At 49.5% G+C, this 22,739-nt stretch carries 17 protein-coding genes; 12 read left to right on the forward strand and 5 right to left on the reverse strand.

Annotated features, from left to right (window positions below):
* The first annotated feature begins 8 nt into the window (after nt 1-8).
* The 9 genes from ACFVS2_RS17590 (at nt 9) to ACFVS2_RS17630 (ending at nt 13,206) form a co-directional block, all read left to right on the forward strand.
* A complete protein-coding gene (locus ACFVS2_RS17590; protein ID WP_390236046.1) occupies nt 9-410 on the forward strand; it encodes a GPW/gp25 family protein in 402 nt (133 codons plus the stop codon).
* Nucleotides 411-458: 48 nt separating this feature from the next.
* Entirely contained in the window at nt 459-3,509 is a 3,051-nt protein-coding gene (locus tag ACFVS2_RS17595; RefSeq protein WP_390236049.1) for a putative baseplate assembly protein, read from the forward strand.
* Nucleotides 3,510-3,550: 41 nt separating this feature from the next.
* Nucleotides 3,551-5,794 carry a putative baseplate assembly protein gene (locus ACFVS2_RS17600; protein WP_390236052.1) on the forward strand — a complete coding sequence of 748 codons (2,244 nt, stop codon included), beginning with the start codon at nt 3,551-3,553 and terminating at the stop codon, nt 5,792-5,794.
* Nucleotides 5,795-5,827: 33 nt separating this feature from the next.
* On the forward strand, nt 5,828-7,927 hold the full coding sequence (locus ACFVS2_RS17605; RefSeq protein ID WP_390236235.1) for a phage tail protein: 2,100 nt from the start codon (nt 5,828-5,830) through the stop codon (nt 7,925-7,927).
* Between the two features lie 36 nt (nt 7,928-7,963).
* Nucleotides 7,964-9,601, forward strand: coding sequence for a hypothetical protein (locus ACFVS2_RS17610; RefSeq protein ID WP_390236054.1), 1,638 nt, complete (start codon nt 7,964-7,966; stop codon nt 9,599-9,601).
* Nucleotides 9,602-9,796: 195 nt separating this feature from the next.
* On the forward strand, nt 9,797-10,201 hold the full coding sequence (tnpA, locus tag ACFVS2_RS17615) for an IS200/IS605 family transposase (RefSeq protein WP_390236057.1): 405 nt from the start codon (nt 9,797-9,799) through the stop codon (nt 10,199-10,201).
* Nucleotides 10,202-10,203: 2 nt separating this feature from the next.
* A complete protein-coding gene (gene tnpB, locus ACFVS2_RS17620; protein WP_390236060.1) occupies nt 10,204-11,295 on the forward strand; it encodes an IS200/IS605 family element RNA-guided endonuclease TnpB in 1,092 nt (363 codons plus the stop codon).
* A gap of 152 nt (nt 11,296-11,447) precedes the next feature.
* Nucleotides 11,448-12,272, forward strand: a complete 825-nt coding sequence (locus ACFVS2_RS17625) for an aldo/keto reductase (protein ID WP_390236062.1) — start codon at nt 11,448-11,450, stop codon at nt 12,270-12,272.
* 187 nt (nt 12,273-12,459) lie between these two features.
* Nucleotides 12,460-13,206, forward strand: a complete 747-nt coding sequence (locus ACFVS2_RS17630; RefSeq protein ID WP_173618520.1) for an IclR family transcriptional regulator — start codon at nt 12,460-12,462, stop codon at nt 13,204-13,206.
* 71 nt (nt 13,207-13,277) lie between these two features.
* Here the strand turns inward: ACFVS2_RS17630 and ACFVS2_RS17635 are convergent, their stop codons facing one another.
* The gene (locus ACFVS2_RS17635) at nt 13,278-14,243 is read right to left on the reverse strand and encodes an NAD(P)-dependent alcohol dehydrogenase (RefSeq protein WP_390236064.1); all 966 of its coding nucleotides are present in this window, start codon (nt 14,241-14,243) and stop codon (nt 13,278-13,280) included.
* Nucleotides 14,244-14,423: 180 nt separating this feature from the next.
* On the opposite strand from ACFVS2_RS17635, the gene ACFVS2_RS17640 reads away from it, so the two are divergent.
* The 3 genes from ACFVS2_RS17640 (at nt 14,424) to uvrA (ending at nt 18,309) form a co-directional block, all read left to right on the forward strand.
* Nucleotides 14,424-15,056 carry a TetR/AcrR family transcriptional regulator gene (locus tag ACFVS2_RS17640; protein ID WP_390236066.1) on the forward strand — a complete coding sequence of 211 codons (633 nt, stop codon included), beginning with the start codon at nt 14,424-14,426 and terminating at the stop codon, nt 15,054-15,056.
* 9 nt (nt 15,057-15,065) lie between these two features.
* The gene (locus ACFVS2_RS17645) at nt 15,066-15,569 is read left to right on the forward strand and encodes a DUF4188 domain-containing protein (protein ID WP_390236068.1); all 504 of its coding nucleotides are present in this window, start codon (nt 15,066-15,068) and stop codon (nt 15,567-15,569) included.
* Between the two features lie 298 nt (nt 15,570-15,867).
* Nucleotides 15,868-18,309, forward strand: coding sequence for an excinuclease ABC subunit UvrA (uvrA, locus tag ACFVS2_RS17650; RefSeq protein WP_390236070.1), 2,442 nt, complete (start codon nt 15,868-15,870; stop codon nt 18,307-18,309).
* A gap of 60 nt (nt 18,310-18,369) precedes the next feature.
* On the opposite strand, the gene ACFVS2_RS17655 is transcribed toward uvrA, so the two are convergent.
* The 4 genes from ACFVS2_RS17655 to alr form a co-directional block, all read right to left on the reverse strand.
* Nucleotides 18,370-18,693: a DUF3892 domain-containing protein gene (locus ACFVS2_RS17655; protein WP_390236073.1), complete on the reverse strand. Its 324-nt coding sequence runs from the start codon at nt 18,691-18,693 to the stop codon at nt 18,370-18,372.
* Nucleotides 18,694-18,763: 70 nt separating this feature from the next.
* A complete protein-coding gene (locus tag ACFVS2_RS17660) occupies nt 18,764-19,570 on the reverse strand; it encodes a DUF2785 domain-containing protein (protein WP_390236076.1) in 807 nt (268 codons plus the stop codon).
* Between the two features lie 111 nt (nt 19,571-19,681).
* The gene (locus ACFVS2_RS17665) at nt 19,682-21,274 is read right to left on the reverse strand and encodes an alkaline phosphatase family protein (RefSeq protein ID WP_390236079.1); all 1,593 of its coding nucleotides are present in this window, start codon (nt 21,272-21,274) and stop codon (nt 19,682-19,684) included.
* An 80-nt stretch (nt 21,275-21,354) separates the two neighbouring features.
* Entirely contained in the window at nt 21,355-22,536 is a 1,182-nt protein-coding gene (gene alr / locus ACFVS2_RS17670) for an alanine racemase (RefSeq protein ID WP_390236082.1), read from the reverse strand.
* Between the last annotated feature and the right edge of the window lie 203 nt (nt 22,537-22,739).

Here is a 22,739-nt window from a genome sequence, read left to right on the forward strand (position 1 = left end):
GGGATTCCATGCAGCAGCCATTCGGTGAAAAAGGATGGAAGTTCCCTATTCAGGTGGATCAGGCTACAGGCCGAATTCGTTTGTCCGACTACGAGGATGACATCGCAGAAGCGATTCGCATCATTCTTTCCACAGCAAAGGGAGAGCGTGTGATGCGACCGAAATTCGGGAGCGGATTGCAAGGCTTCATGTTTGATGGCACGGACGGAACGAGCCTGGCTTTGCTCCAGTCGGACATCGCAGAAGCGATCATGATCTGGGAACCGCGTGTACGAGATGTGCAAGTGGAGGCCAAGGTCGACAAGACTCATTCCGAAACGGTGAACGTTACGATCAGCTATACCGTACGTGCGACAAACAAAGGCTATCAGCTGTTGCATCCTGTCCATCGTCTCAGTCCACGTGGATAGCGCAAGAGTCACAGTCGTGTGAAGAAAAAAGGAAGGGAGGTGGGTAACGTGAAACCACCTTTGGTCGATCCGCGGGACATGCAGGCAGTCATCCGAAAAATGCGCGAAATGGTGCCGTTCTACACCCCGGAGTGGCGATTCACTCCAGAAGATCCTGATGCGGGTACGGCTTTATTTCTCCTTTTCGCAGACATGCTGATGAATAATCGTGAGCGTTTGAATCAAGTGCCTGAGCGAAATTTTATCGCTTTTCTCAATATGCTCGGTGTCGGAATGGCTCAGGCAAGACCGGCAGAAACCTTTTTGACATTTGAATTAAGTACAGGTGTGCAAAAGCCAGTGTGGATTCCAGTGTGGACAAAAGTTTCGGGTAAGACTGCCCTTGGCGATGAAGTGGTTTTCGAAACAGATCAGCCTATGCTGGCTACCCCCTCTCTCCCAACAGATCTGTTGTTTTCCAATGGCAGTCGAGACTTTTTAACAGATGTAACGAGTTGGCTTGGGACAAGTGCACCGCTCTCTCTCTTGGACTGCAAGACTTTGCCTAATCATCAGGAGCATTGCTGGTATTTGGGGCATGAGGACTTGTTTTGTTTAGGAGATCATGCTTCGATCCAGCTCACGATGGTTTCCAATCAGGAACGCTATTTGGAATCCTTGCTGACAGAGAAGCTGGCGAATCCAGAGCTGGTCGAGTGGACGTATCTGTCAGAGGGCGGATGGGTTTTGTTCGACAAGATCGAGGCTGATCAAAATCGGCTGCGCTTGGAAAAAAAGCAGCGGAAAAAATGGGAGTCTAGTGAAGTGCAAGGAATCGAAAATCGTTGGCTTCGTTGTAGAGTGAAGCCAGGTATGATTCATGAATGGATGAAAAATGGCGGGAGTACCTCTCTGACCCAAATACAGTTGAAGACGGATTACTTGCCAACAGATGATCCCGAGGGCCTTGCACCCGACATGCTTTTCTCCAATGATGTACAGGTTTCTGGGAGTGGCTGCCTTGCGTTTGGCGAGCAGCTCGCACCGTATGGCATGTTTTTTTTGTCCTGTGAAGAGGCGCTGACGAAGCCTGGTAGTACAGTTGCCCTTCGTTTTCGGATGAAGACGGTGGCTTATCCCGCTACACATCTGTCACAACCAGAACCGAAATGGAAATGGATCATGAGGGAGTCTTCCTTTGACCCTCCTGCGACGACACCCGTCACGGTCAGCAAGGTGGTATGGGAATACTGGAATGGTAGCGGATGGATGGTGCTCCTGTCAGGAGAGGATCGGGAGAAGCTGTTTGCTGGCACCGAGTCGGATGAGGAGATTGTGGTTGCCTTTACGTGTCCAGATGATTTGCAGCCGACGACCGTGCAATCCCAGCCCGGGTATTGGATCCGTGTGAGAATTCTTCAGGTGGACGGCTTATATGGCCCGAACCCTGTTTACATGGCCCCGTGGCTGGAAGACATGCGCCTGACCTACTCATACCGAGAGCCGTTGCATGAGCCGGAAGCGATTCTCACACAGAACGACTTGGATTGGCAGCAGCCTGTCCGCACAGGCAATCATCAGGCTAGCTTCCAGCCGTTTTTGCCATCCGAATGCCTGCATCCTGTTGTCTACTTTGGATTTGAGCAGCCGCCTTTACAAGGACCGCTCTCTTTCTACTTTTCTTTTTTACCGATGGAAGAATCACCAGGGGCTGCTCCGGTTGTGCAGTGGGAATACAAGCGCAAAGAAACAGGAACAACGTCTTGGGCCAAGCTGCAGACGATTGATCAGACCGCTGGTTTTACGGAAAGTGGTACCGTCCGTTTCGCTGGTCCTTTTGATATGGAAAAAAGCAAAATGTTTGAGCGGGAGCGTTATTGGATTCGCGCTGTCAACGTAGACAATCGGCTTGGAGGAGGCGCTTTGGATGCACGACATTCCGTGCTAAGCGGCTTTTATCCGAATACGATACGAGCCATTCAACAGGAGACGATTCGCAATGAAATGGCAGAGCGGATAGCAGAGGGGCCACAAGCCGAGTACAGACTCCTCCGCCATCCCGTCATGGGCGAAGAAGTATGGGTAGATGAAACAGGCTCCTTTTTGCCGAGTGAACGAAAGAGCTGGCTGGAACATCCAGAAAATCGGGTGGAACTGCTCAATGATTCTGAAGGGAACGAGCAAAAATGTTGGGTTCTGTGGAAGCGAGTAGAGCATCTGCACGATTCTGGCCCGGATGATCGCCATTACTGCTTGGAGAGCGCTACTGGAAAAATTTTGTTTGGCGATGGCCGACACGGTAGGGAGCTTCCTCAAACCGGACTCGGTTCCGTGAGGGTGACGTATAAGGTCGGAGGGGGAACAGCAGGGAATCTTCCTGTTGGGCAGTTGAATCAACTGGAACAATCGATCCCATTTGTCCAAGCCGTCAGCAATCCGGTGCCTGCTGTTGGGGGAAGTGATCAGGAAATGCTCACGGAAGCCTTGCAGCGCGGTCCTCAAACCATTAAACATCGCTATCGAGCGGTGACAGCTGAAGATTTCGAATGGCTCGTCCGTGAAGCGCATCCGGAGATACCTAAAGTGAAATGTTTGCCGAATCGCAACAGCCGCCTGCAAAGAGAAGCAGGGCATGTCACTGTGATCGTATTGCCCGCAGCGGGATGCTTCGGCACACAATTTTTGGAGCTTCGGCGTTCTGTCACGAACTACTTGCTTACACATGCGGCAGCGACGGTAGCCTCCCCCGAGCGGATTCATGTTAGGGAGCCTGTCTACTTGGAAATTGCGGTGACGGCAGAGCTGGCAGTGGGGGCTTTGGAGGAAATCGTAGAGGTGGAGCTGGAGACACTCGGCAAGCTCGCGCGATTCCTTGACCCGATATCGGGAAATCTGCACGGTGGGGGTTGGGAAATAGGACAACGTGTGCACCCGTCGCTCTTGTTTGCCTTGTTGAAATCCGTAAAGGGCGTCCGCTTTGTGGATCATCTGACCTTGACTGTATTTCGAACGGAAAATGGGCAACGAAAGGAACTACTCGCTAGTGAATACGAAACGATCGTACATGGGATCGTCACAGAGGGTGCGCATCGAATCAGCGTCCGCGTTCACGAAAGCTAGGCTTTCTTCCCATCCAAACATTGAAAAAGGAAGTGTGCGCTATGCTTCCATCCAAGAATCTGGATGATCGCCACTTTGAAGAGATCGTAGAACAAGCAAAAAACGCGATCCCTAAGCTGCAGCCAGAGTGGGGTGATCACCGTCATCACGATCCGGGCATTACGCTTTTGGAGATGTTCGCGTGGTTAACGGAAATGCAGCAATATTATCTCAACCGGATAACGGAAAAGAACGAAAGTAAATTTTTACAGCTCATGGGTGTACACCCAAAGAACCAGTCATGTGCGACGACGGATGTAACGTTTTTCGACGTGTCAGAAGAAGCGATCCTTCCGGAGAAGATGAGATTGTTCGCGGGGAATCTTCCTTTCGAAACGGAACATTCGCTTGTTCTGGTACCGGCCAGCCTGGAGCGTGTTCTGGTTCATACAGAAAGCGGAACGGCGGATGTGAGTTCATCCAATGCGCATAACGGTGTTTCCTACTTCGCATTTGGCCAGGAACCAAAGATAGGGAACAAGATTTACTTAGGCTTTGATCGACCGCTGCCAGTGGGGAAGGCAGTCTCCATCGGATTGCGCCTGGTTGAGGACTATCCTGTTCCAATTGTCCCGCTTACACCCACATCGCTTTTCGTTCCATCGGCCACTCTCGAGTGGGAGTACTATGGACAGAACGAACGCACGCAAGAAATGGGATGGAGTCCGTTGCCACGAGTCTCGGATGAAACGATGAATCTCTCCTTCTCAGGACGAGTCCTGATCGAGCTTGAAGGGGCAATGAAGCCGCTCATGCTTTACCCCGCCAATGATCGGCCTCGATTTTGGCTCTGTGCGACATTGTGTACCGGTCGATTCGAATTGGCTCCTCGCATGGAAAAAATCGAGCTGAATACCGTGAGCGTTATCCAACGCGAAACCCTCAGTCAGGTATGGGAGTTTGACGGGACCGATCAAGTGGATCAGACGATCGTCCTTGCAAGCTCGCTATCGTATGAAGGCACTGTGGAGGTTCAATGCAAAAAGGGGCGTCATTGGCAAAGTGGATGGGATCAAGATGAACCAGACACAACCGATACAGGTGTATTTTCTTTTCACGTTTCCCGCGACCCAGAACAGGGCACAACGATGATTCGTTTTGGAAGTGCAATGCCTGAGGGCAGCAAAAATATTCGCGTTATCGCGTATCGGAGTGACTTTGCAGGGCAGCAGTTCATTGGAGAAAGCACTGGATTGCCACATCAAGTGTTTCGGCTGAATGTCCAATCGATCTTGCCAGAAACGTTTGTCATTCAGGTGGCGCGTCAGGTCGAAGGCAGTCCGTTTCCCGTCTGGGAAGATTGGTCGCTGGTCACCAATTTTGATCGATCGGGACCACAGGACCGCCATTTTATCCTGAATGATTCGGACGGGGCGGAAATTGCGTTTGGCAACAATGAGCACGGAGCTATTCCTGAAAGGCTGGAAGGCATGGCGGGCATTCGGATCATCTCTTGTCAGACAGGCCAAGGTGCGAAGGGGAATGTGCAGGGAGGCCAAATTACCCGATACCTACCGCTCGCTCGGCAGCGAACCACCGCGCAGGTGACAAATCCCCGTCCAGCCAGTGGGGGAAGTGAGCGCGAAACGATCGATCAAGCCAAACGCAGGATGAGAATGGAATGGAAAAAACCGCAACGGGCCGTTACAGCAGAAGATTATGAGGCCATCGCGCTCTCGACACCCGGATTGCGAGTGGCCCGCGCGAAGGCAATCCCTCTGTATAAAGTAGGGGAAATGGGGGCTTCCGAGCAAAACGCAGCCGCTCAAATGACTGTTGTCATCGTCCCGTTCAGCGACCAGCCGACACCACTGCCAAGTGAAGGCTTCCTGCGGACCGTTTGCCACCAATTGGAACAGCGAAGGCTGCTGACGACAGAAGTCCATGTGGCCGCTCCAGCCTATATCAAAGTGACCGTTTTCGCGACAATCGTGGTGGAGCCTGCGTTTGCAGACAAAAAGCAGATCGTGCTACAGGCACTGAAGCAGTATTTGACGCCATTGAATGTCCAAGATTCTTCGACTCATCAAGGAAAAGGATGGGAATTTGGTCGGCCTGTTTATAAAAGCGATCTCTACGAGGTGTTAAACCAGATCGAGGGTGTGCTGTACGTGACGGATTTGTGGGTTTCCGCGGAGGGCACAGGCATCATCAGGGATGAAGGGGGAGATATTCAGATTCCGCTCCATGCGCTGGTGTACTCAGGAGAGCATGTTCTGGAGCTTGTTGTGGATAGAGAAAGATAGACGGGAGCAAACGGAGGAGTGGTCGTGGATTCAATGAATCGTTTCTTTTCCCTGAACAATCCGTCCGATTGGCAGCGGGGGGCCTGGTATAACCTTCACGTCTCCAACGAGGGGATCGCGCTGAATAAATCGCCCGAATATGTGATCGATCATGTGCATCTGGCTGGGACGACACATCACTCTCGACTCTTGGATTTTGCGATTGCACGAGTTGGCTCGTTACTTTGGCTGGATGAAAGCGGGCATATCACGCATTACGATGACAGCAACAACTTCAAGGAGACTGTGTTTCGCGCTGGACGCGGGTTGTTTTCCAAAGACTCGTTTCTCGCCGCTGATGATGAATACGTGTACATCATCGACCCCGAAGCGAGGCGAAAAGTCGGAGCGTATTCCATAGCCAACGGCCAGTGTGTTTGGAGCTGGGAAGATGGGGAAGGACAGCGGCTTTTTCCTTTGGATGCAGGGCTGGATGAAGAAGGACATCTTTACATCACGACACCCGTGGTTGTAGATCAAGCCAACGAACGGAAGGAAATCACGGCGGGAACACAAGTCGTCGTCCTTCGGCTGAATCGGGCAGGCAAGATAGACGCTACATATGCGCATGCGGAATTGAAAGTAACAGAGACAGCTACACTCCGTGAGATCAGGCGAAGAAGGTTGTTTCGCCTGTCTGTTGCCGAATCGGGCAAGGCCTATCTATTTTTGGCACAGACGAATCAAGTGTTTCGGTTCTCTTCGGAAGGCGCCGATGTGTGCACCCTGGCGATCCCATCCGGAACCAAGCCCGCGGGATTTGCAGTGGGTCCAGGTCCCATTCTCTACGTGGGTGATAGTCGTTCCATTGATTCGGCTCATGATCATACCCGATTCATTTTGCGTTTTCAACCAACGGGAGAAGCACTTGCGCCATTGACCAACTACCACGGACGTGCAGACAAACTCGTTTTTGACAAGCAGCAACGTTTGTATGTTTGGGACGCACAGAAAAATGTTCTGACCATGTTGAGGCTCGTCTCGCGGACGTCCAACCTGGATGATACCGGAATACCGATGGGCATCTACTTCTCTCGTGCATTGGATAGCGCGGAATTTGAAACGGTGTGGCATAAATTCACGCTGGATGCAGACATACCAAAAGAAACGCAATTACTCATCTCGACATTTTCTTCTGATCGAAAAGAGCATGTGCTTCATGGAGCCGTACACAATCTGGATGATTTTTTGATGGCACCCGACATGGACTGGAAAACCAAGCTACAAAGGACGTCCAATTTATGGTCGGAGCCGGTAATCAACGCTTCAGATGCGTTGCTTCATTCAGCAAAAGGCCGCTATTTATGGCTCAAAATCGAATGGCTCGGTACTGACCGTCACTCCCCGTTGCTCAAGCAGATGCGGATTTACTCGCCGCGCGACACATTTTTGCGGTATCTGCCAGCGACTTATCAAAGTGAACCTGCCAGTGCTGATTTTTTGGAGCGCTTCCTCTCCCTTTTCGGGACGTTTTACTTGGAGCTGGAGGAACAGATTGATACCATCTCGCGGTTGTTCGATCCTGATACGACACCTGGCGAATTTGTCCCTTGGCTCGCTTCCTGGATGGGGATGGGCAGGGAAGAGCATTGGACAGAGGCACAGCGCCGAGAGCTGATTCGTCGCGCGCCAGAGCTGTACGCAGAGCGGGGCACTCGTGCGGGCTTGGAAAAGATGGTCGAGCTGTATACCGGGGAGCGCCCGATGATCGTTGAGTATTTTCAAATCAGGGACATGAAGGCGATCCCTGAGCTGCACGAGCTAATCTCTTCCTTGTACATGGATCATCCGTATCAATTTTGCCTGATCGTTTCGCAGGAATGCGCGAAAACAGAGCGGGAGCAGTCGGTTCTGCAAAAGATTTTGGAAGATCAAAAGCCTGCTTTTACAGAGGCGAAGCTGATCGTTCTGCGCCCGGGCATCTACGCCGACCTCCATAGCTACGTGGGGATTAATTCTTATTTGACGGAGCCGTCATTCCTTACGCTCGATCAAAATTTATCGATGCCATACAACACGGTGCTAAGCGGGAAGGACCGCAGCAGACGAATCGATTATGACACGAGGATTGGCCTGGATGCAGAGCTGGAGTAAGAAGCCGAGATTTTTAAGCAAAGTGAGGTGTTCGAGATGAAGAATCTGCGTTATTTTCCACATGAACGGAATGTGTATTTCAAAGGGAAGCTGTTAACCGTCAGAGATTTCGAATCAGAACAGCGCTATTTCAATGACAAACGTCGACTCACCAATCGGTTGCTTCACGGGGGTGGAGTGGTATGCGGTTTGCAGGTGATCGCTGTGGACGAAAAGCAGATTTCGGTCGAGGCCGGAGTTGCTCTCGATTATCTCGGGAGGGAAATCGTACTTCCTGAGCCTGTGAAGCTGAAGCTGTCGATGGTGGAAGGCTTTAGCAACAACGATTACGCGAAAAATGTATACGTCTGCTTGGCCTATGATGAAAAAGGCAAGGAGCAGGTCTTCTCCGTCTCTGAAACCGTCGAGCAGGAAATGGCTGAATACAACCGGGTGGCAGAAGGATATCGGCTTTTTATCAAAGAGGAGGCACCACATCCTGCTTCCATCGAAGGGGTGCAATTGGTAGAGCAAAGAGTGCTGCTATATGCAGATACACAGGTGCGCATCTGGCAGGCGACTCCACGATACGTCAATCCGGGTGAAGTATTTTCAATACAGTTGCACATTGAGAAGACGGTACAAACGTCACGGGTGCAATTCCAATACAAGTTGGATGCACCAGGGCTGACAGTCATGGAAAGCAGTGACGGTAGTGTATCCTTCTTAGAGCCTGTTGACGCGAAAGAGACGGATTACGTCATCTCCATTCCGATTAAGGCTGGCTGGGATCGCGGTACGGTAGAGCTGGAAGTGCTCGGTGGCAAGGCAGAGGTTCGACTCGGTGATCGCTTGGTGCATACCGATCTCGTTTCTGTAGGAAAAATCGAAATCACGCTAGACGATCTGGTAGAGCGGCTCGTGTCTGATTACTACAGTCGCAAGCTGGATCAGGTGACACAAGCGAACGAACAGCCTTTTCTTTATTTGGCAAAAGTCTGCTTGCTGCAAATGAATGCGACTTATGTGATTGAGAAGGTTGTTCCTGTTCCATTTGGTGAGTACGTGTATACACCAGCGCTTTTGCAAAAGCTTGCGTTGCGTGCACAGAAGGGAAAGCCAGTCGAGCAAGGCTCCCATGCGGATTCCTTTCGGGTGACCACGCGTGTGAAAGAAATCGCGGCAGGCGATAAGCCGCAGTTCGATGTGAGCTACGATAATCTGGCGTCTGTCTACCAGTTTGAGCTTGGACTGCCCCGAGCAGGAAAGGGAAATGAACAAGTAGCAACTGGTGTGGTGGAAATACCGATTGAGCCCTATTCGTCCAACTGGCCGTTTGGAGTTAAGATCGGCAATCGTTATTTTTCTGAGGAGCTCAAGCACTCCCTCGGGAAAGGCAACGTGTATGTCAGTGCAGGAATTGAGGATTTTCATGCAGATGTGATCGATGAGTTGCTTTCCCAACATGAGCAAGTGATGTACGGGCATAGCAGTGTTTTTGATGATTCGGAGTATGCGACAGATGCAGCGCATTTTGCCGTAGGGGTCATCGTTTATCCGCAGAAAGGAACATTTCGGATCGGCGTCCAGGTGAAGGGAGCTGTTCAGACAGATCGGGTAAGGATCAGGTGGTGGGCGATCAAACCGCTGGCAGCAGGGACAGAGGGCGAGGCGTATCCAGATTCGCAAGAGTAGCAAGGTTTGCTTCATTTTGAATTTATCACTCGTGCCGTAAAACCCCTTGCTTTAGCTATGGGGTTATAAGGCACTTTACTCTGCATCCCCTGTAGGGGGTGCTTAGAGCAAACAAAAATAGTTCTTTTTTGTCGATCTCTGTTAGGTATGCCTTCTCTATCTAACCAAGTGGTATAATTATCCATAGGTGATGGTTTGAGTAGATCAGTGGAAAGTAACCACAATGTCGTATTTGACTGTAAATATCACGTTGTTTTTTGTCCGAAATATCGTAAAAAGGTTTTGAAAGAGCCAGTAGACATTCGATTAAAAGAGTTGTTTCTTGAAAAGGCAGTGGAACTACGTGCGGAAGTTGTTGAAATGGAAATCATGCCTGATCATGTTCATTTGCTCATCAAATGCGATCCGCAATTCGGAATCCACCGAGTCGTAAAACAATTGAATGGCTATACATCCAGAGTGTTGCGGATGGAATTTAGACATCTCAAAAGCAGACTTCCCTCGCTATGGACAAATTCCTACTTTGTTGCAACGGTTGGCACGGTGCAACTCGATGTGATTAAGAAATACATCGAGTCGCAAAAAGAAAGGAATGATTGAACTTGCATAGAGCCTACAAATTCCGTTTGTATCCAAACAAAGAACAAGCAACACTCATCAACAAGACAATTGGATGTACTCGATTTGTATTCAATCACTTTCTTGCGAAACGAAAAGATGCTTACGAACAAGAAAACAAAACGCTGAATTACAACGACTGTTCTGCTTTGCTCACGCAACTAAAAAAAGAAATCGAATGGTTGAAAGAAGTGGACTCCACTGCCCTGCAATCAACCTTAAAAGATTTGGATTCGTCATACAAAAAGTTTTTCAAAGAGAAAAAAGGCTATCCCAAATTCAAGAGCAAGAAGAACCCAAAGCAATCCTACACATGCAAGATGAACATCAAAATAGAACGGAATCGCATCAAACTTCCTAAGCTGGGATGGGTATCGTTTGCTAAATCCAGAGAAGTCGAAGGGCGAATCCTATCAGCTACGATTAGATGTAATCCTTCAGGTAAATACTTTGTGTCAGTATTGTGTGAAACAGAGAGTCAATTACTCCCAAAAGTAGAACAAACAGTTGGGATTGACCTTGGGATTAAGGATTTCGCCATTCTCTCTACTGGTGAGAAGGTGGCAAATCCCAAATACTATCGCAAGTATGAAAAACAACTGGCGAAGTGGCAACGGATTCAATCTCGTAGACAAAAAGGCAGCAACAACCGGAACAAGGCGCGTACCAAAGTAGCTCGACTCCACGAAAAAATTGCAAATACCCGTAACGATTTCCTACATAAGCTATCAACCAAGCTGATCAACGAAAGCCAAGTGATCTGTTTGGAGGACTTACAAGTGGAAAATATGGTCAAAAATCACAAGTTAGCCAAATCCATTGCAGATGCTTCGTGGTCTATGTTTCGTACGATGTTGGAGTATAAGGCAGAATGGTATGGAAGAAAGGTCTCCATTGTTGGAAAACAATTTCCTTCAAGCCAGCTCTGCTCAACTCCAAACTGTGGATACCGCAACAAAGCAGTGAAAAGTCTCAACTTGCGCAGTTGGTTATGCCCGCACTGTGGCGTACAACATGATCGTGACCAAAACGCTGCGATCAATATTGAGCAAGAAGGACTTCGATTGTTGGCGTAGTCAACTAAACTGTGGGACACACAGGGATAGCTTGGTAAAATTCACTCCGTTAGGAGTGACTACCCAAGAATCCCCCGCCTTTAGGCATGGGGAGTGTCAAGCTACACTTTCTTAATGTAAGTACATATCAGCGGTAGACGGGAGGAGATCCAATGGCAACACATATCACAGATCATTCCGTTTTGAACAACGGGGTGAAGATGCCCTGGCTGGGTCTGGGTGTCTGGAAGGCAAAAGACGGAAACGAAACGTTGGCCGTCCGTTCCTCGATTGAGGCGGGTTATCGCAGTATAGACACGGCAGCTATCTACGGCAACGAAGCCGGCGTAGGCGAAGGAATCCGACAAGCCGGGATTGATCGCGATCAATTGTTCATCACGACTAAGGTGTGGAATGCGGATCAAGGCTACGAGTCAACGCTGAAGGCTTTTGATGAAAGTATGAAAAAGTTGGGTACCGATACGCTGGATTTGTACCTGATTCACTGGCCCGTAAAAGGCAAGTATGTAGATACATGGAGGGCCTTGGAAAAGCTGTACCGCGATGGATATGTACGTGCGATTGGCGTCAGTAATTTTCATAGCCACCATCTCGAGGATTTACGCCAACATAGCGAGATCATTCCGGTTGTCAACCAAGTCGAGTATCATCCATTGCTTATCCAAAAAGAATTGCATGCGTATTGCAAAGAGCACCACATTCAACTAGAAGCATGGAGCCCGTTGATGCAAGGAAATCTCGATCACCCTCTCTTGGTAGAATTGGGACAAAAATATGGCAAGTCGCCTGCACAAATTGTGCTTCGCTGGGATTTGGAAAACCAAGTGGTCACAATTCCGAAGTCGATCACACCAGAGCGGATTCGCCAGAACGCAGATGTTTTTGACTTCTCTCTCAGTTCAGAGGATGTAGAAAAAATCTCTGCCTTGAATGACAACAAGCGTTTTGGGCCAGACCCAGATCATTTTGATTTTTAAACAGACAACGATAACGCATAAAAGGGGAGCCGCAACAGGTCGGCTACCTTTTTTTTCATTCCTGTCTTTGAGCGGACCACGGATTCGCTCTTTACTATGCTTTATTTTTTCGTATACTGAAAAGTAGCATATTCGTTTCATCAGATGAAACGATCGGAACAAAGTAGGAAGCAGGTGTCAAACACTTATGGAAGAAGAACAAAAAGCAAACGTTCGAGCAGTCGATCGGGCTTTGGATATCCTGCTCTGTTTTACGGACGCTACGGATCTGGGCCTGAGCGAGATAGCGAGTCGACTCTCCTTGCATAAAAGTACTGTGCATCGTTTGCTGGCAACGCTGGAGAACAAAGGGTTTCTGATACGGGATGTTCAGACAGAGAAGTATCGACTTGGGTTTCGGGTTTGGGAGTTATCCGCCAATTTGTCGCAAAACGATGATCCAGCGATATTGCTGCTGCCGGAGATGGAGCGATTGCGGGATTTGGTGGAGGAAACGATCAGTCTGTACGTGCGGGATGGAAACGAGCGGATACGCGTACAGGCAGTCCAAAGCAAGCAGCCGATTCGCAGGGTGGCGCCAATCGGGGCGCGTATGCCACTCACGGTGGGGGCATCCAGCAAAGTACTTATTGCATATGCAGAGCCGTTCATTTTGCAGGAAGTCATCAGCGACCCGAATTGGCCTGACTATGTGAACAAGGAGTCTTTTATTGAGCAATTGGATCAAATCAGGAAGCAAGGCTTCGCGACTAGCGTGGAGGAACGGGAGCTGGGGACAGCAGCCGTAGCCGTCCCGATCTTCAACCGCAACGGACAATTGGTAGCGTCTATTGCGGCGTCGGGTCCTTCCAACCGCCTGACTCCTGAAAAAATGAGCCAATACGCTCCTTACATCATGGAAGCCGCCTATCGGATGGGAAAAATGATGAAATAACGAAGAAGCCAATCAAAACACAAAGAGAATGTGTTTTGGTTGGCTTTATTTATTGAATGATCGATAAGTAATCATTGTCGCACGGTTAACACCACGTTGCCTTTCTTATGCCCTAGCTCCACATAGGAGTGGGCCTCCGATACTTGCTCTAGGGGATAAATGCGATCGATGATGGCACGCAGCTTGCCGGCCTCGATCAGCTCCTTTACATACCTCAAGTCTTCCGCGTTTTCCTTCGCGGTTCCACCAATCACCTTTTTACCGCTCGTCATGTTCGTCCATAACCCGCGAAGGATTGGCAGAGGGCTAAAATGGACTGCTCGCAGGTAGTAGCCGTTCGGTGTCAGTCGCTCGACGCATGCCTGAAACGGACTCTTTCCGACCGTATCGAAAATGATATCGTAGGCCGCAGCCTCGTCCTCGAAGTTCTCTTTTGTGTAATCGATGATTCGGTCGGCCCCCAGCGATCTTACCAGCTCCACATTTGATGTGCTGCATACGCCGGTCACTTCCGCACCGAAATGCTTGGCGAGCTGTACCGCATACGTCCCGACACTGCCAGAAGCACCGTATACGAGCACGCGCTTGCCACACTGGATATTGGCCTTCCGGAGAAATTGCAACGCAGTATAGGCACCGACCGGAACCGCGGCTGCTTCCTCAAACGTCATGTTCGCAGGCTTCAGCGTGATGCAACCGTTCTCAGGTAAGCATTTGTATTCGGCATACGCGCCGAAGCCGTTTCCGCAGGCAGCATAGACGGCATCCCCCGGTTGAAACTGAGAAACACCACTGCCCGTTGATTCGACCACCCCGGCTAATTCGAAGCCGAGAATCTTGATTTTCCTCGGTTTCAACAGACCATTGAACAGACGTGCCAAGAAAGGATCTGCCTTGCGTAAACGCCAATCCCCCGCTGCGGCAGTTGCAGCATAGACTTTGATTAATACCTCGTCGTCCTTTGGTACCGGCTTGGCGACATCCCGGAGCTGTAGGACATTGGGCGGCCCGTATTGCTCGTATACGATCGCTTTCATCTCTTCGCCCTCCAATTAGCCTTGGCTGTTTTCCTATTTTATACGGAATCAATTGATTAAAGTTCTATTTTTATTTTTTGAATAGGGTGCTTGTTTTTGGTTACTCGAATAAAAAACTTTACTAAAGTTAATTTATATACTATGATAAACAAAAGTAGAAATATGAAAAAGGAGTACCAGATGGCAGAACCATTATCACTACGTGAGAAAAAGAAAGCAAAAAACAAATTCGCCCTTCTGGACGCTGCCTTGGAGCTGATAGGCGACGGGAGCTTCCGAAATGTACTGGTGGATGACATTTGCGAACGAGCAGAGGTGTCGAAGGTCACATTCTTTAAATTTTTCCCGCAAAAGGAAGAGCTCTTGATTTATTACATGAGCATATGGCAAGCAGAGTGCTTTGTTGAGTTGCGAAGTGCTGGCAAGAGAGGATGGGTAGCCGTTCGGCATATTTTTGCCAAGGTTACGCGCGATAGCGAGAAGCAGCCTGGGATCATGCTTAGCCTTATCAGCTTTTTAGCCGAGCAAAAAATGCACCCGTGTGTACCGATTTTATCTGATGCTGAATTGTATTTGCGCTTCCCTGAGGAAGAGCAGAGAGAAGCCATTAGAGCTACTGATCTGCATCAAATATTGCAAAAGTGTGTGCAAGAAGCAGCCGAAGATGGTCAGCTTGCCCTTCACCTGTCGGAGGAGGAAGCTGTAATTTTGTTATTCTCGATGTTTTACGGAGCTTATCTGACTGCACATTTGTTTCATGTGTCTGATTATATGTCGTGTTACGAGCTGCACCTCAAATCTTTGATAAGGTAGGGGAGTCGGATGGCAAAAGTAGTTCCGGGGCGTTTTACAGCACAAATGGAAGGACCTTTCGTCGTATTTATCATCGGGATGCGAATCAACCGAGTGCTTGCGGTTCACAAGTGGATGCCAGTAGCCAACGCCATGGGAGGTATGATGCGAGAGTTGTATCAGCACCCGGAGCTCGGACTGTTGGGTCACACTTCGCATTTTAATCTCCGTGAAATCACCCAAATCCAGTACTGGCGATCCTATGAGCATCTAGAAAATTACGCGAGAACAAGCCACAATCATCTGAGCGCGTGGAGGAAGTTCAACCAAGCGGTAGGGACGGATGGAACGGTGGGGATTTTTCACGAGACGTACTTGGTCGATCCGGGGAAATACGAATGCCTTTACGGAAATATGCCTGTCTGGGGATTGGCCAAGGCAGGTGAGCATTTACCGGCAGTGGGAAAAAGGGAGACGGCACGCCGTCGTTTGGGCGGTGAGAACGAGCCAGCGATTCCTACTCCTACACAATAAGAGAAGATACCTCGAAAGCTATACATCCTGTCGCAAACAAGCGGCCCTTTCTTCTTTTTAGAGCGATGCAGCATGGGATTGTCTGTCCAACTGCTGCAAGGTCTAAGGAAGAGAGGGCCGTTTTGTTCGAGAAAAACATTAAAGCTCCATGACGTGCTGCTTCGTATTTCTAACAGTGGTCAAAGGGGCATTTTTGCAATAACCTTGGCACTTGCATGAATGTTGTATAGTTGATCAAGCAGGTCAGTCATCGTCAGCAAAAGGGACTGATATTTCAATCATGAAGGAGGTTTTTTGCATGAAAGACTTGATTCGCATTCGGGGAGCAAGAGAAAACAACTTGAAGAACATTTCTCTCGAGATTCCCAAGCATCGTCTCGTGGTGGTAACCGGACCATCTGGATCGGGTAAATCGACGCTGGCACTTGATATTCTGCAGCGAGAATGCCAACGACAGTATATGGAGTCCAGTGGAATGTCATCTGAATCACTAGCGAAGCCTCGTGTGGATTCTATCGAAGGACTGTCTCCCTCCATTGCGATCAGTCAACATGTGACCAACCGCAATCCCAGATCGACAGTTGGAACCGTCACAGACATGTATACCTATCTGCGGACAGTCTATGAAAAGAAGGGGGAGAGACGCTGCCAAAAGTGTCACGCACCAATAGCTCCTGCTGCCAATGGCAAAGAAACAGAAGCCGTCACGTGCCCGGTATGTGCCTATGTCCATCTCCCTCTGACCAAAGCAGATTTTTCGTTTAATACGCCCCAAGGTGCTTGCCCGACTTGCAGTGGATTGGGAATGGTCGTCGATATTGATGTGGAAGCCGTGTTTGATGAAACAAAGAGCATGCGGGAAGGAGCTGTTACCTTTTGGTACGAGGCGATTAATGAATATCAGGCTAGCGTGCTTGCGGCGGCAGGAAAACATTACGACTTGCCGATGAATCTGCCATTGAACGAGTACAACGAAGCGCAGTGGGATCTGCTCAAATATGGCGTGGAGAGCGAGGAGTTTTCTCGACACTTCCCTTCTGTTCAGCCCCCGAAAACGGTAGGAAAGGGAAGGTTTAAAGGGGTCATCACAGGCATGTGGCAACGCTATAGGGAAAAAGATGGACAATCGGGTGAAGCTGCTTATTTTCTGACCCAACCTTGTCATGACTGCCATGGTGAGAGGTTAAAGGAGGAGAGTCGCCTCGTTACAGTAGAGGGCAGGACGCTGCCGAGCCTATCAAAGAGCTCATTAGAGGAGTTAGGGGATTGGGTGGAGAGTGTGCATGTACGAGCTGCCCGTGAAGAAGATACGATTTTGGAGGCTGTTCTCCATGATTTGCTTATCAAGATCAGGCGCGTCATCCATGTGGGGCTGGGTTACTTGACTCTTGATCGACAGGCCATCTCTCTTTCTGGTGGTGAAGCACAGCGATTGCGGCTCGCTTCCATTCTCGGCTCTGGCTTGACTGGTGTTCTTTATTTGCTGGATGAACCAACATCGGGTCTACATCCAAAGGACACGGATGGACTCGTGAAGGTCATGAAGGAGCTGCGTGATTTGGGCAACACGGTGCTGCTCATCGAGCATGACCAACGAGTGATTCAAGAAGCGGATCACGTGATTGATGTGGGGCCTGGAGCAGGACGTTTTGGTGGCGAAATCGTCGGGCAAGGTTCGCTGAAAGAATTGCTGAACCAACCGCATTCTGTCACAGGCCGCTACTTGAAAGAACAGCGAGTGCTGTCGTCCAAAGAGCGCAAAGGAACAGGTGAGCGGATCACGATTGAAGGGGCCACGTTGCACAATTTGCGCGATGTGACCGTATCGTTCCCACTGGGAAGACTGGTAGCAGTCTCAGGTGTCTCTGGCTCGGGTAAATCGACACTCGTCTACGATTTGCTGGCAGCGGCTGCCGAGAAGCGAACCGGGAAAGCAGTAGGGTGCCGCGCGATTACAGGACTTGAAGCCATTCAAAGTGTCATTACAGTGGATCAGTCGGCGCTATCACGCATGCAGCGCTCTAATGTCTCCACGTACGTCGACTTGTATACATTGTTGCGCAAAATATACGCTGCCTTGCCAGCAGCCAAAAAGCGTGGTTTGGATGCCAAGCACTTTTCATTCAATACGCCGGGCGGAAGATGTGAGCGCTGCGAGGGACTGGGGAGAGTGGAAGTGGACATGCATTTTCTATCCAACTTGCAGGTCGGCTGCCCGGATTGCCGCGGAAAAAGATTTCGTTCAGAGGTCTTGGAGGTAACGTACCAAGGCTATTCCATTTCCGATATCTTGATGCTTAGTATCGAGGAGAGCCTCTCCTTGTTTAGCGAGCAAAAGAAGATGACGCAATTGCTGACCCTGCTGTGTGAGGTAGGACTCGGCTACTTGCAATGGGGACAGTCCGTGACGACCTTGTCCGGTGGTGAAGGACAACGGTTGAAGCTGGCAAGGGAGCTGAGTGCATCTTCGACAGGGCATACGCTGTATTTACTGGATGAGCCATCGACAGGACTGCATCCGATTGACGTCGAGAAGCTCCATGTACTCTTGAGCAAATTGGTTGACGCCGGAAATACCGTGATTATGGTCGAGCACAACACAGAACTGATCGCTGCGTCAGACTGGGTGATTGATATGGGACCTGGAGGAGGTAGTTCTGGAGGGATCGTGGTTGCGAGCGGAACCCCAAAAGAAGTGGCAGCCATGAAAGAGTCGATTACCGGAAAGTTTATCCACTAATTCAGTACGCGTCGATACAAAAAGGTCGCCCGGATTCTGCTGTGGGCGACCTTTTTGCCGTCAAAAGTCAGGCAGACGATCCAAATTGTTTTCCTTGATGCCGTCTGGCTCACTGCGCAGAATGTCTCTCCCATACTTGTGAAACACGTCTACATGAGCCAGCTTACCAGCCTTTGCATCGTTGAGTGCGGTGATATAGTCGAGCTCACGGCCGGAGTCTGTTTTAAAAGCGATCAAGTCTCCGTCGTCGTTTTTTCTGACGGCCACAATTTGCTCTTTTCCTGTACTCGTCAGTGGACTGTTATCATCATTTTCCTGGATCGCCTGTTGTTCTCCAGCATTTTTGTACGCTTCATAAATTTGTTCAAAGCTCCGTTGATCCATGTATCATCCCTCCTCGTCAGTAGGGTGCCTAAAATGGAGGAGAACATGTATTCGTTTTGGTTTTCGGGGACTATGCTCGCTGTGCACTTAGAGGAAGTAAGGTCGCTGCTATCCGCTTATACTTTTCCTGGTCATGGATACGATAATACAGGGTCCGCAAAAAGTTTTTCACATTGATTCGTCCCGTATACGCTTCGATCGAATAGCCACTATCCAAACGATTCGCAAAACTCCGAACCCATCCATCGATCTCGTCCAAGGAGAGTTGATCTCTATTCCAGACGGAAAGGACAGTAGTCACTAAGCGCTCATCTTCTTCGTACGCATACACTGATTTCGCCCCTGCGACTGTTTCACGGATGACTCCGAGAATTTGCTTCAGGTCAGTCTGATCCAGTTCACTGCATTGGGCCAGGTCATCGAGAGCGTCCGCAGCATGAGCGGTAGCATGCGCCCAGCCTTTTTCTTCCACAAAGCCTCGCAGGTCTGTTTCTTGCCGTATGTAAGAGAAAAGTTTGTCTTTCACGTAAAGGATCGCTTCTTTTGCGAGAAAAGGATGATTCCGATGCAGGATCAGGATAAGGGGAAGCAATAAAACGGAAAATGAGCGCGTGAATACCGAGTCAGTCCCACTTTCACCTATGCGATAAAATAAATGCTGGTCGTCGAGTGCAATCGCTAGCAGCTCTTGCAGCTGTTCAGGGGAGAGCACACCCTCCTCTATCCAATGAGAGAATGTAGAATAGATGAGCTCATCACGCAGTTGGGGATCGGGTGAACCGATGTGCGTAACCATTTCGAGCGCCAAATCAAAAGCATGTGGCGGCGCCAAAAAGCTATTCGCCCGAATCGCGAGCAAGGTTTCTTTTAATGACATCTTCTCAGCTCCTTTATTTTCCTAATTTTACAACAATGATGGTGGCGACGGAATAAAAAGAGAAGAGGGCAGATTTGTCGATACCTGCCCTTTTTCTAAAAGCTGATTATCTCATTTGGTTGTCAGGTGCAGCAGCCAGTCTTTCAAGTCAACGATACGCAAAGTTTTGGGCCCCGTAGTGGTCCCGGTTACTAGCAGGGGAACAAGTGAGTCCACCTCGTGCAAGGAACCGTGTGCTGCTCCCCCAATATGAGTGGGTGAGCTTTCGGTAATGAGCTCATGCCCAGGCTGAACAGTAACGACTACATATCTGCCTTCATGCGAATTCATCGCGCCGTAGAGCCTCGCCAAGGCGTCCGGATATTTCCCATACGTGATCCGGTTCTTGGTAATGGTCATATCGAGCAGACGCGGATCACCGCTGAAGGTCCATGTTTGACCATATGGATCGGTAAAGGGACCGTTTGGTTGATAAGTAAACTTTCGGTTGATCTTGCCTGCTGTAACGACAATCTTTTCGTTTTCCTTCCTTGCAATGATGTCCAGCTTCGGTTCACGCTGCAAACGACCTGCGATATCGGATAACGGAATACGCGAGTCCAGGGCATAAATATAGGCCATCCGTTCGTTGGTCGAAATCACGATTTGGTCAGTAGGGGTCACAGGCTGACTGATTTTGGCTATTTGATAGTCGGTCAATAAGCTGCGCAAGTCAATGGTAGCGGCCTGGCGATCACCCAGAACAGCGCTCTGGGCACTGTCTCCCATGACGATCCACCGTGCTTCTTTGATTGCCTTGTCCCACGAGCCAAATGCATCGAGTACGGCTTGAAGGGCTTTATCCGCTTTTTCAATCCCTTCGATCGTAGCGGGTCCCTTCCTATGTACTTCCATATCATTTTCCGGCAAGTAGGTGATGGTAAGAGGGGGGAGCTTCTTGTTGGCGATGAGATAGGCAGCCTCCTGCGCGGAAAACTCATCATTCATCCCGTATTTTCGCCACATGCGCTTTTCACTCTTTTGATTCGGATCAAGCTGGGCAAATGCTGCATACGACATCAGTTTTGGTCCAGTCACATTCAGTTCGCCAGGCAAACGCGTGCCGAAATCAACGAGACGGGGGATTTGTAAGGAGTGCGGCGTTTTGCCGCGCCATAGAATCGCATTGATGGAAGCGGTATCCTTGCCTTTTTCTGCCAATTCTTCATGGACGGTTTTCGTATGCGGATTGAGCTGGACCAGGTTTAATTGATGAAGGATATCTAGCAGCACTTGTGGCTGATCGATCTTCAGACCTTCTTTGGGACCATACCCGTAATAAACCATCCGCTTTTCCTTGTTGCTGAACCAGGATAATCCCGGTACATGATGCTCATTGGCATATGTCCCTGTAAGGAGGGTGCTGTCGATAGTTACCGACATGGTGGGAAACGAGCTCACAACTTGCGGGTAATAGCGCCCGTTTGCAAGCAAATAACCCAAAGCAGGAGCGCGACCTTGCCGGATCGCTTCTTGCAGTGGTGCGTCCATTAACGAATCAATGAGAATGAGCAGGACAGGCTTTTGCGATTCAGTTCTCTCAGCTGAGGGTTGAGCCTTGAGGCTATGCTGACGGATTTGGGGAGCTGAGTCTGGCTTGCAGCTGATCACAGTCAGACTCAGCGCCAACAGGAGAAGGATGGCGTATGTGAATCGCGACTTCATGTTCCCATTCCTTTTTGGAGAATTTGGTTTTCCCTATTTTTTTGTTTTCGCGGAAAAATTATTCTCCAAGCTTGCCTCATTTAACCTTCCGGCAACAGATGAGAAATCTCTACAACCACCCCTTTTTCCAAAAATAAACGAGGGATGCGATTACTGAGGGTGGCAACGACTTCATAGTTGATCGTCCCGAGCATTTCGGCAATCTCATCGACAGGAATCTCGCGGTTTCCTTGCTTGCCGTAAATCACGACCTCATCGCCTTGGTTTCCACTGCCTTCTCCCAAGCTAACCATCATCTGATCCATCGTCACTCGTCCTGCGATTGGCAACCGTCTGCCTTGATACAAAACAAATCCCCGGTTAGAGAGTGCGCGAGAATAACCGTCAGCATAACCGATTGGAATCGTCCCGATGACCTCTCTGCGCTTTGCAATGTATGTAGCGCCATAACTGATGGTAAACGGTGGCGTCAGCATTGTCTTTACATAGGAGAAGCGCGATTTCAAGCTGAGTGCCGGAACGAGCTTGACGCGATGGAGCTGTCGGATATAAGCGGATGGATACAGCCCGTACATTCCGATTCCGAGGCGGATCATATCGGCGCTGTATTCGGGATACGCAATAGAAGCGGCGGTGTTGCACATGTGTACGGTCGGAAGCACGAATCCTTTTTCCTTCAGATAACGAAGATAGTGAACAAATAACTTATGCTGCGCTTTGGTCAATGTGTGATCAGGTTCATCTGCAGTGGAAAAATGAGTGAAGATTCCGGTCCATGCAAGGGAAGAGCTTGAGGTTAACGCCTTCACGGCTGAAAGCAACCCAGATTTTGTCCGTACGCCCAATCGTCCCATACCTGTATCTATGTTGATATGGATGTTCAGACGATTGGAGAAAGCCGTTGTTTTGACAATTTTATCGGCTTTTTTGATCCAATCGGTCTGGAAAGCAGACAGATCGATATTCCAAGCAACCGCCTCTTTGACACGTGTAAGAGGAGTGAATCCCAGCACGAGAATAGGGGCTACAATTCCCGCCTTTCGTAAGACGATGCCTTCTTCCAGAATGGCGACAGCGAGGGAAGTAGCCCCGTACTTGAGGGCATGGCGGGCTACTCCAACAGAACCATGGCCATAGGCATTCGCTTTTACAACCGCCATGATTTTCGTCCGTTTAGGAATATGTCGGCGTATCGCCCGGATGTTTTTCTTGATGGCATCGAGATTTACCTCAATCCAGGTTTCGCGAAAAAACTGTTTCATCACGAATCCCTCCCTTTTTCTGGGAAACACTTCCCTCTTCCATGCGTATTCACCACATCTTCCACTTAAGCGTGGCCTATCAGGAAGAGGAAACAAAAAGCAGTCAATCGGTAACCTGCAAACGACAGCCATGCGTCTGGCTGGAAACGTAAAAAGAGCAGACTGCCGAGATAAACTCGGAGTCTGCTCTTTTCGTTGGGTGG

Origin of the sequence: Brevibacillus sp. NPDC058079, assembly GCF_042885155.1 — a bacterium.
Taxonomy (GTDB): Bacteria; Bacillota; Bacilli; order Brevibacillales; family Brevibacillaceae; genus Brevibacillus.

What these genes read in the sequence shown, in the direction of transcription:
- uvrA (WP_390236070.1), top strand. Translation starts at nt 15,868, where the DNA reads ATGAAAGACTTGATTCGCATTCGGGGAGCAAGAGAAAACAACTTGAAG.
- ACFVS2_RS17610 (WP_390236054.1), top strand. Translation starts at nt 7,964, where the DNA reads ATGAAGAATCTGCGTTATTTTCCACATGAACGGAATGTGTATTTCAAA.
- ACFVS2_RS17640 (WP_390236066.1), top strand. Translation starts at nt 14,424, where the DNA reads ATGGCAGAACCATTATCACTACGTGAGAAAAAGAAAGCAAAAAACAAA.
- ACFVS2_RS17625 (WP_390236062.1), top strand. Translation starts at nt 11,448, where the DNA reads ATGGCAACACATATCACAGATCATTCCGTTTTGAACAACGGGGTGAAG.
- ACFVS2_RS17660 (WP_390236076.1), bottom strand. Translation starts at nt 19,570, where the DNA reads ATGTCATTAAAAGAAACCTTGCTCGCGATTCGGGCGAATAGCTTTTTG.
- ACFVS2_RS17630 (WP_173618520.1), top strand. Translation starts at nt 12,460, where the DNA reads ATGGAAGAAGAACAAAAAGCAAACGTTCGAGCAGTCGATCGGGCTTTG.
- ACFVS2_RS17655 (WP_390236073.1), bottom strand. Translation starts at nt 18,693, where the DNA reads ATGGATCAACGGAGCTTTGAACAAATTTATGAAGCGTACAAAAATGCT.
- ACFVS2_RS17635 (WP_390236064.1), bottom strand. Translation starts at nt 14,243, where the DNA reads ATGAAAGCGATCGTATACGAGCAATACGGGCCGCCCAATGTCCTACAG.
- ACFVS2_RS17590 (WP_390236046.1), top strand. Translation starts at nt 9, where the DNA reads ATGCAGCAGCCATTCGGTGAAAAAGGATGGAAGTTCCCTATTCAGGTG.
- ACFVS2_RS17605 (WP_390236235.1), top strand. Translation starts at nt 5,828, where the DNA reads ATGAATCGTTTCTTTTCCCTGAACAATCCGTCCGATTGGCAGCGGGGG.
- ACFVS2_RS17665 (WP_390236079.1), bottom strand. Translation starts at nt 21,274, where the DNA reads ATGAAGTCGCGATTCACATACGCCATCCTTCTCCTGTTGGCGCTGAGT.
- ACFVS2_RS17600 (WP_390236052.1), top strand. Translation starts at nt 3,551, where the DNA reads ATGCTTCCATCCAAGAATCTGGATGATCGCCACTTTGAAGAGATCGTA.
- alr (WP_390236082.1), bottom strand. Translation starts at nt 22,536, where the DNA reads ATGAAACAGTTTTTTCGCGAAACCTGGATTGAGGTAAATCTCGATGCC.
- ACFVS2_RS17645 (WP_390236068.1), top strand. Translation starts at nt 15,066, where the DNA reads ATGGCAAAAGTAGTTCCGGGGCGTTTTACAGCACAAATGGAAGGACCT.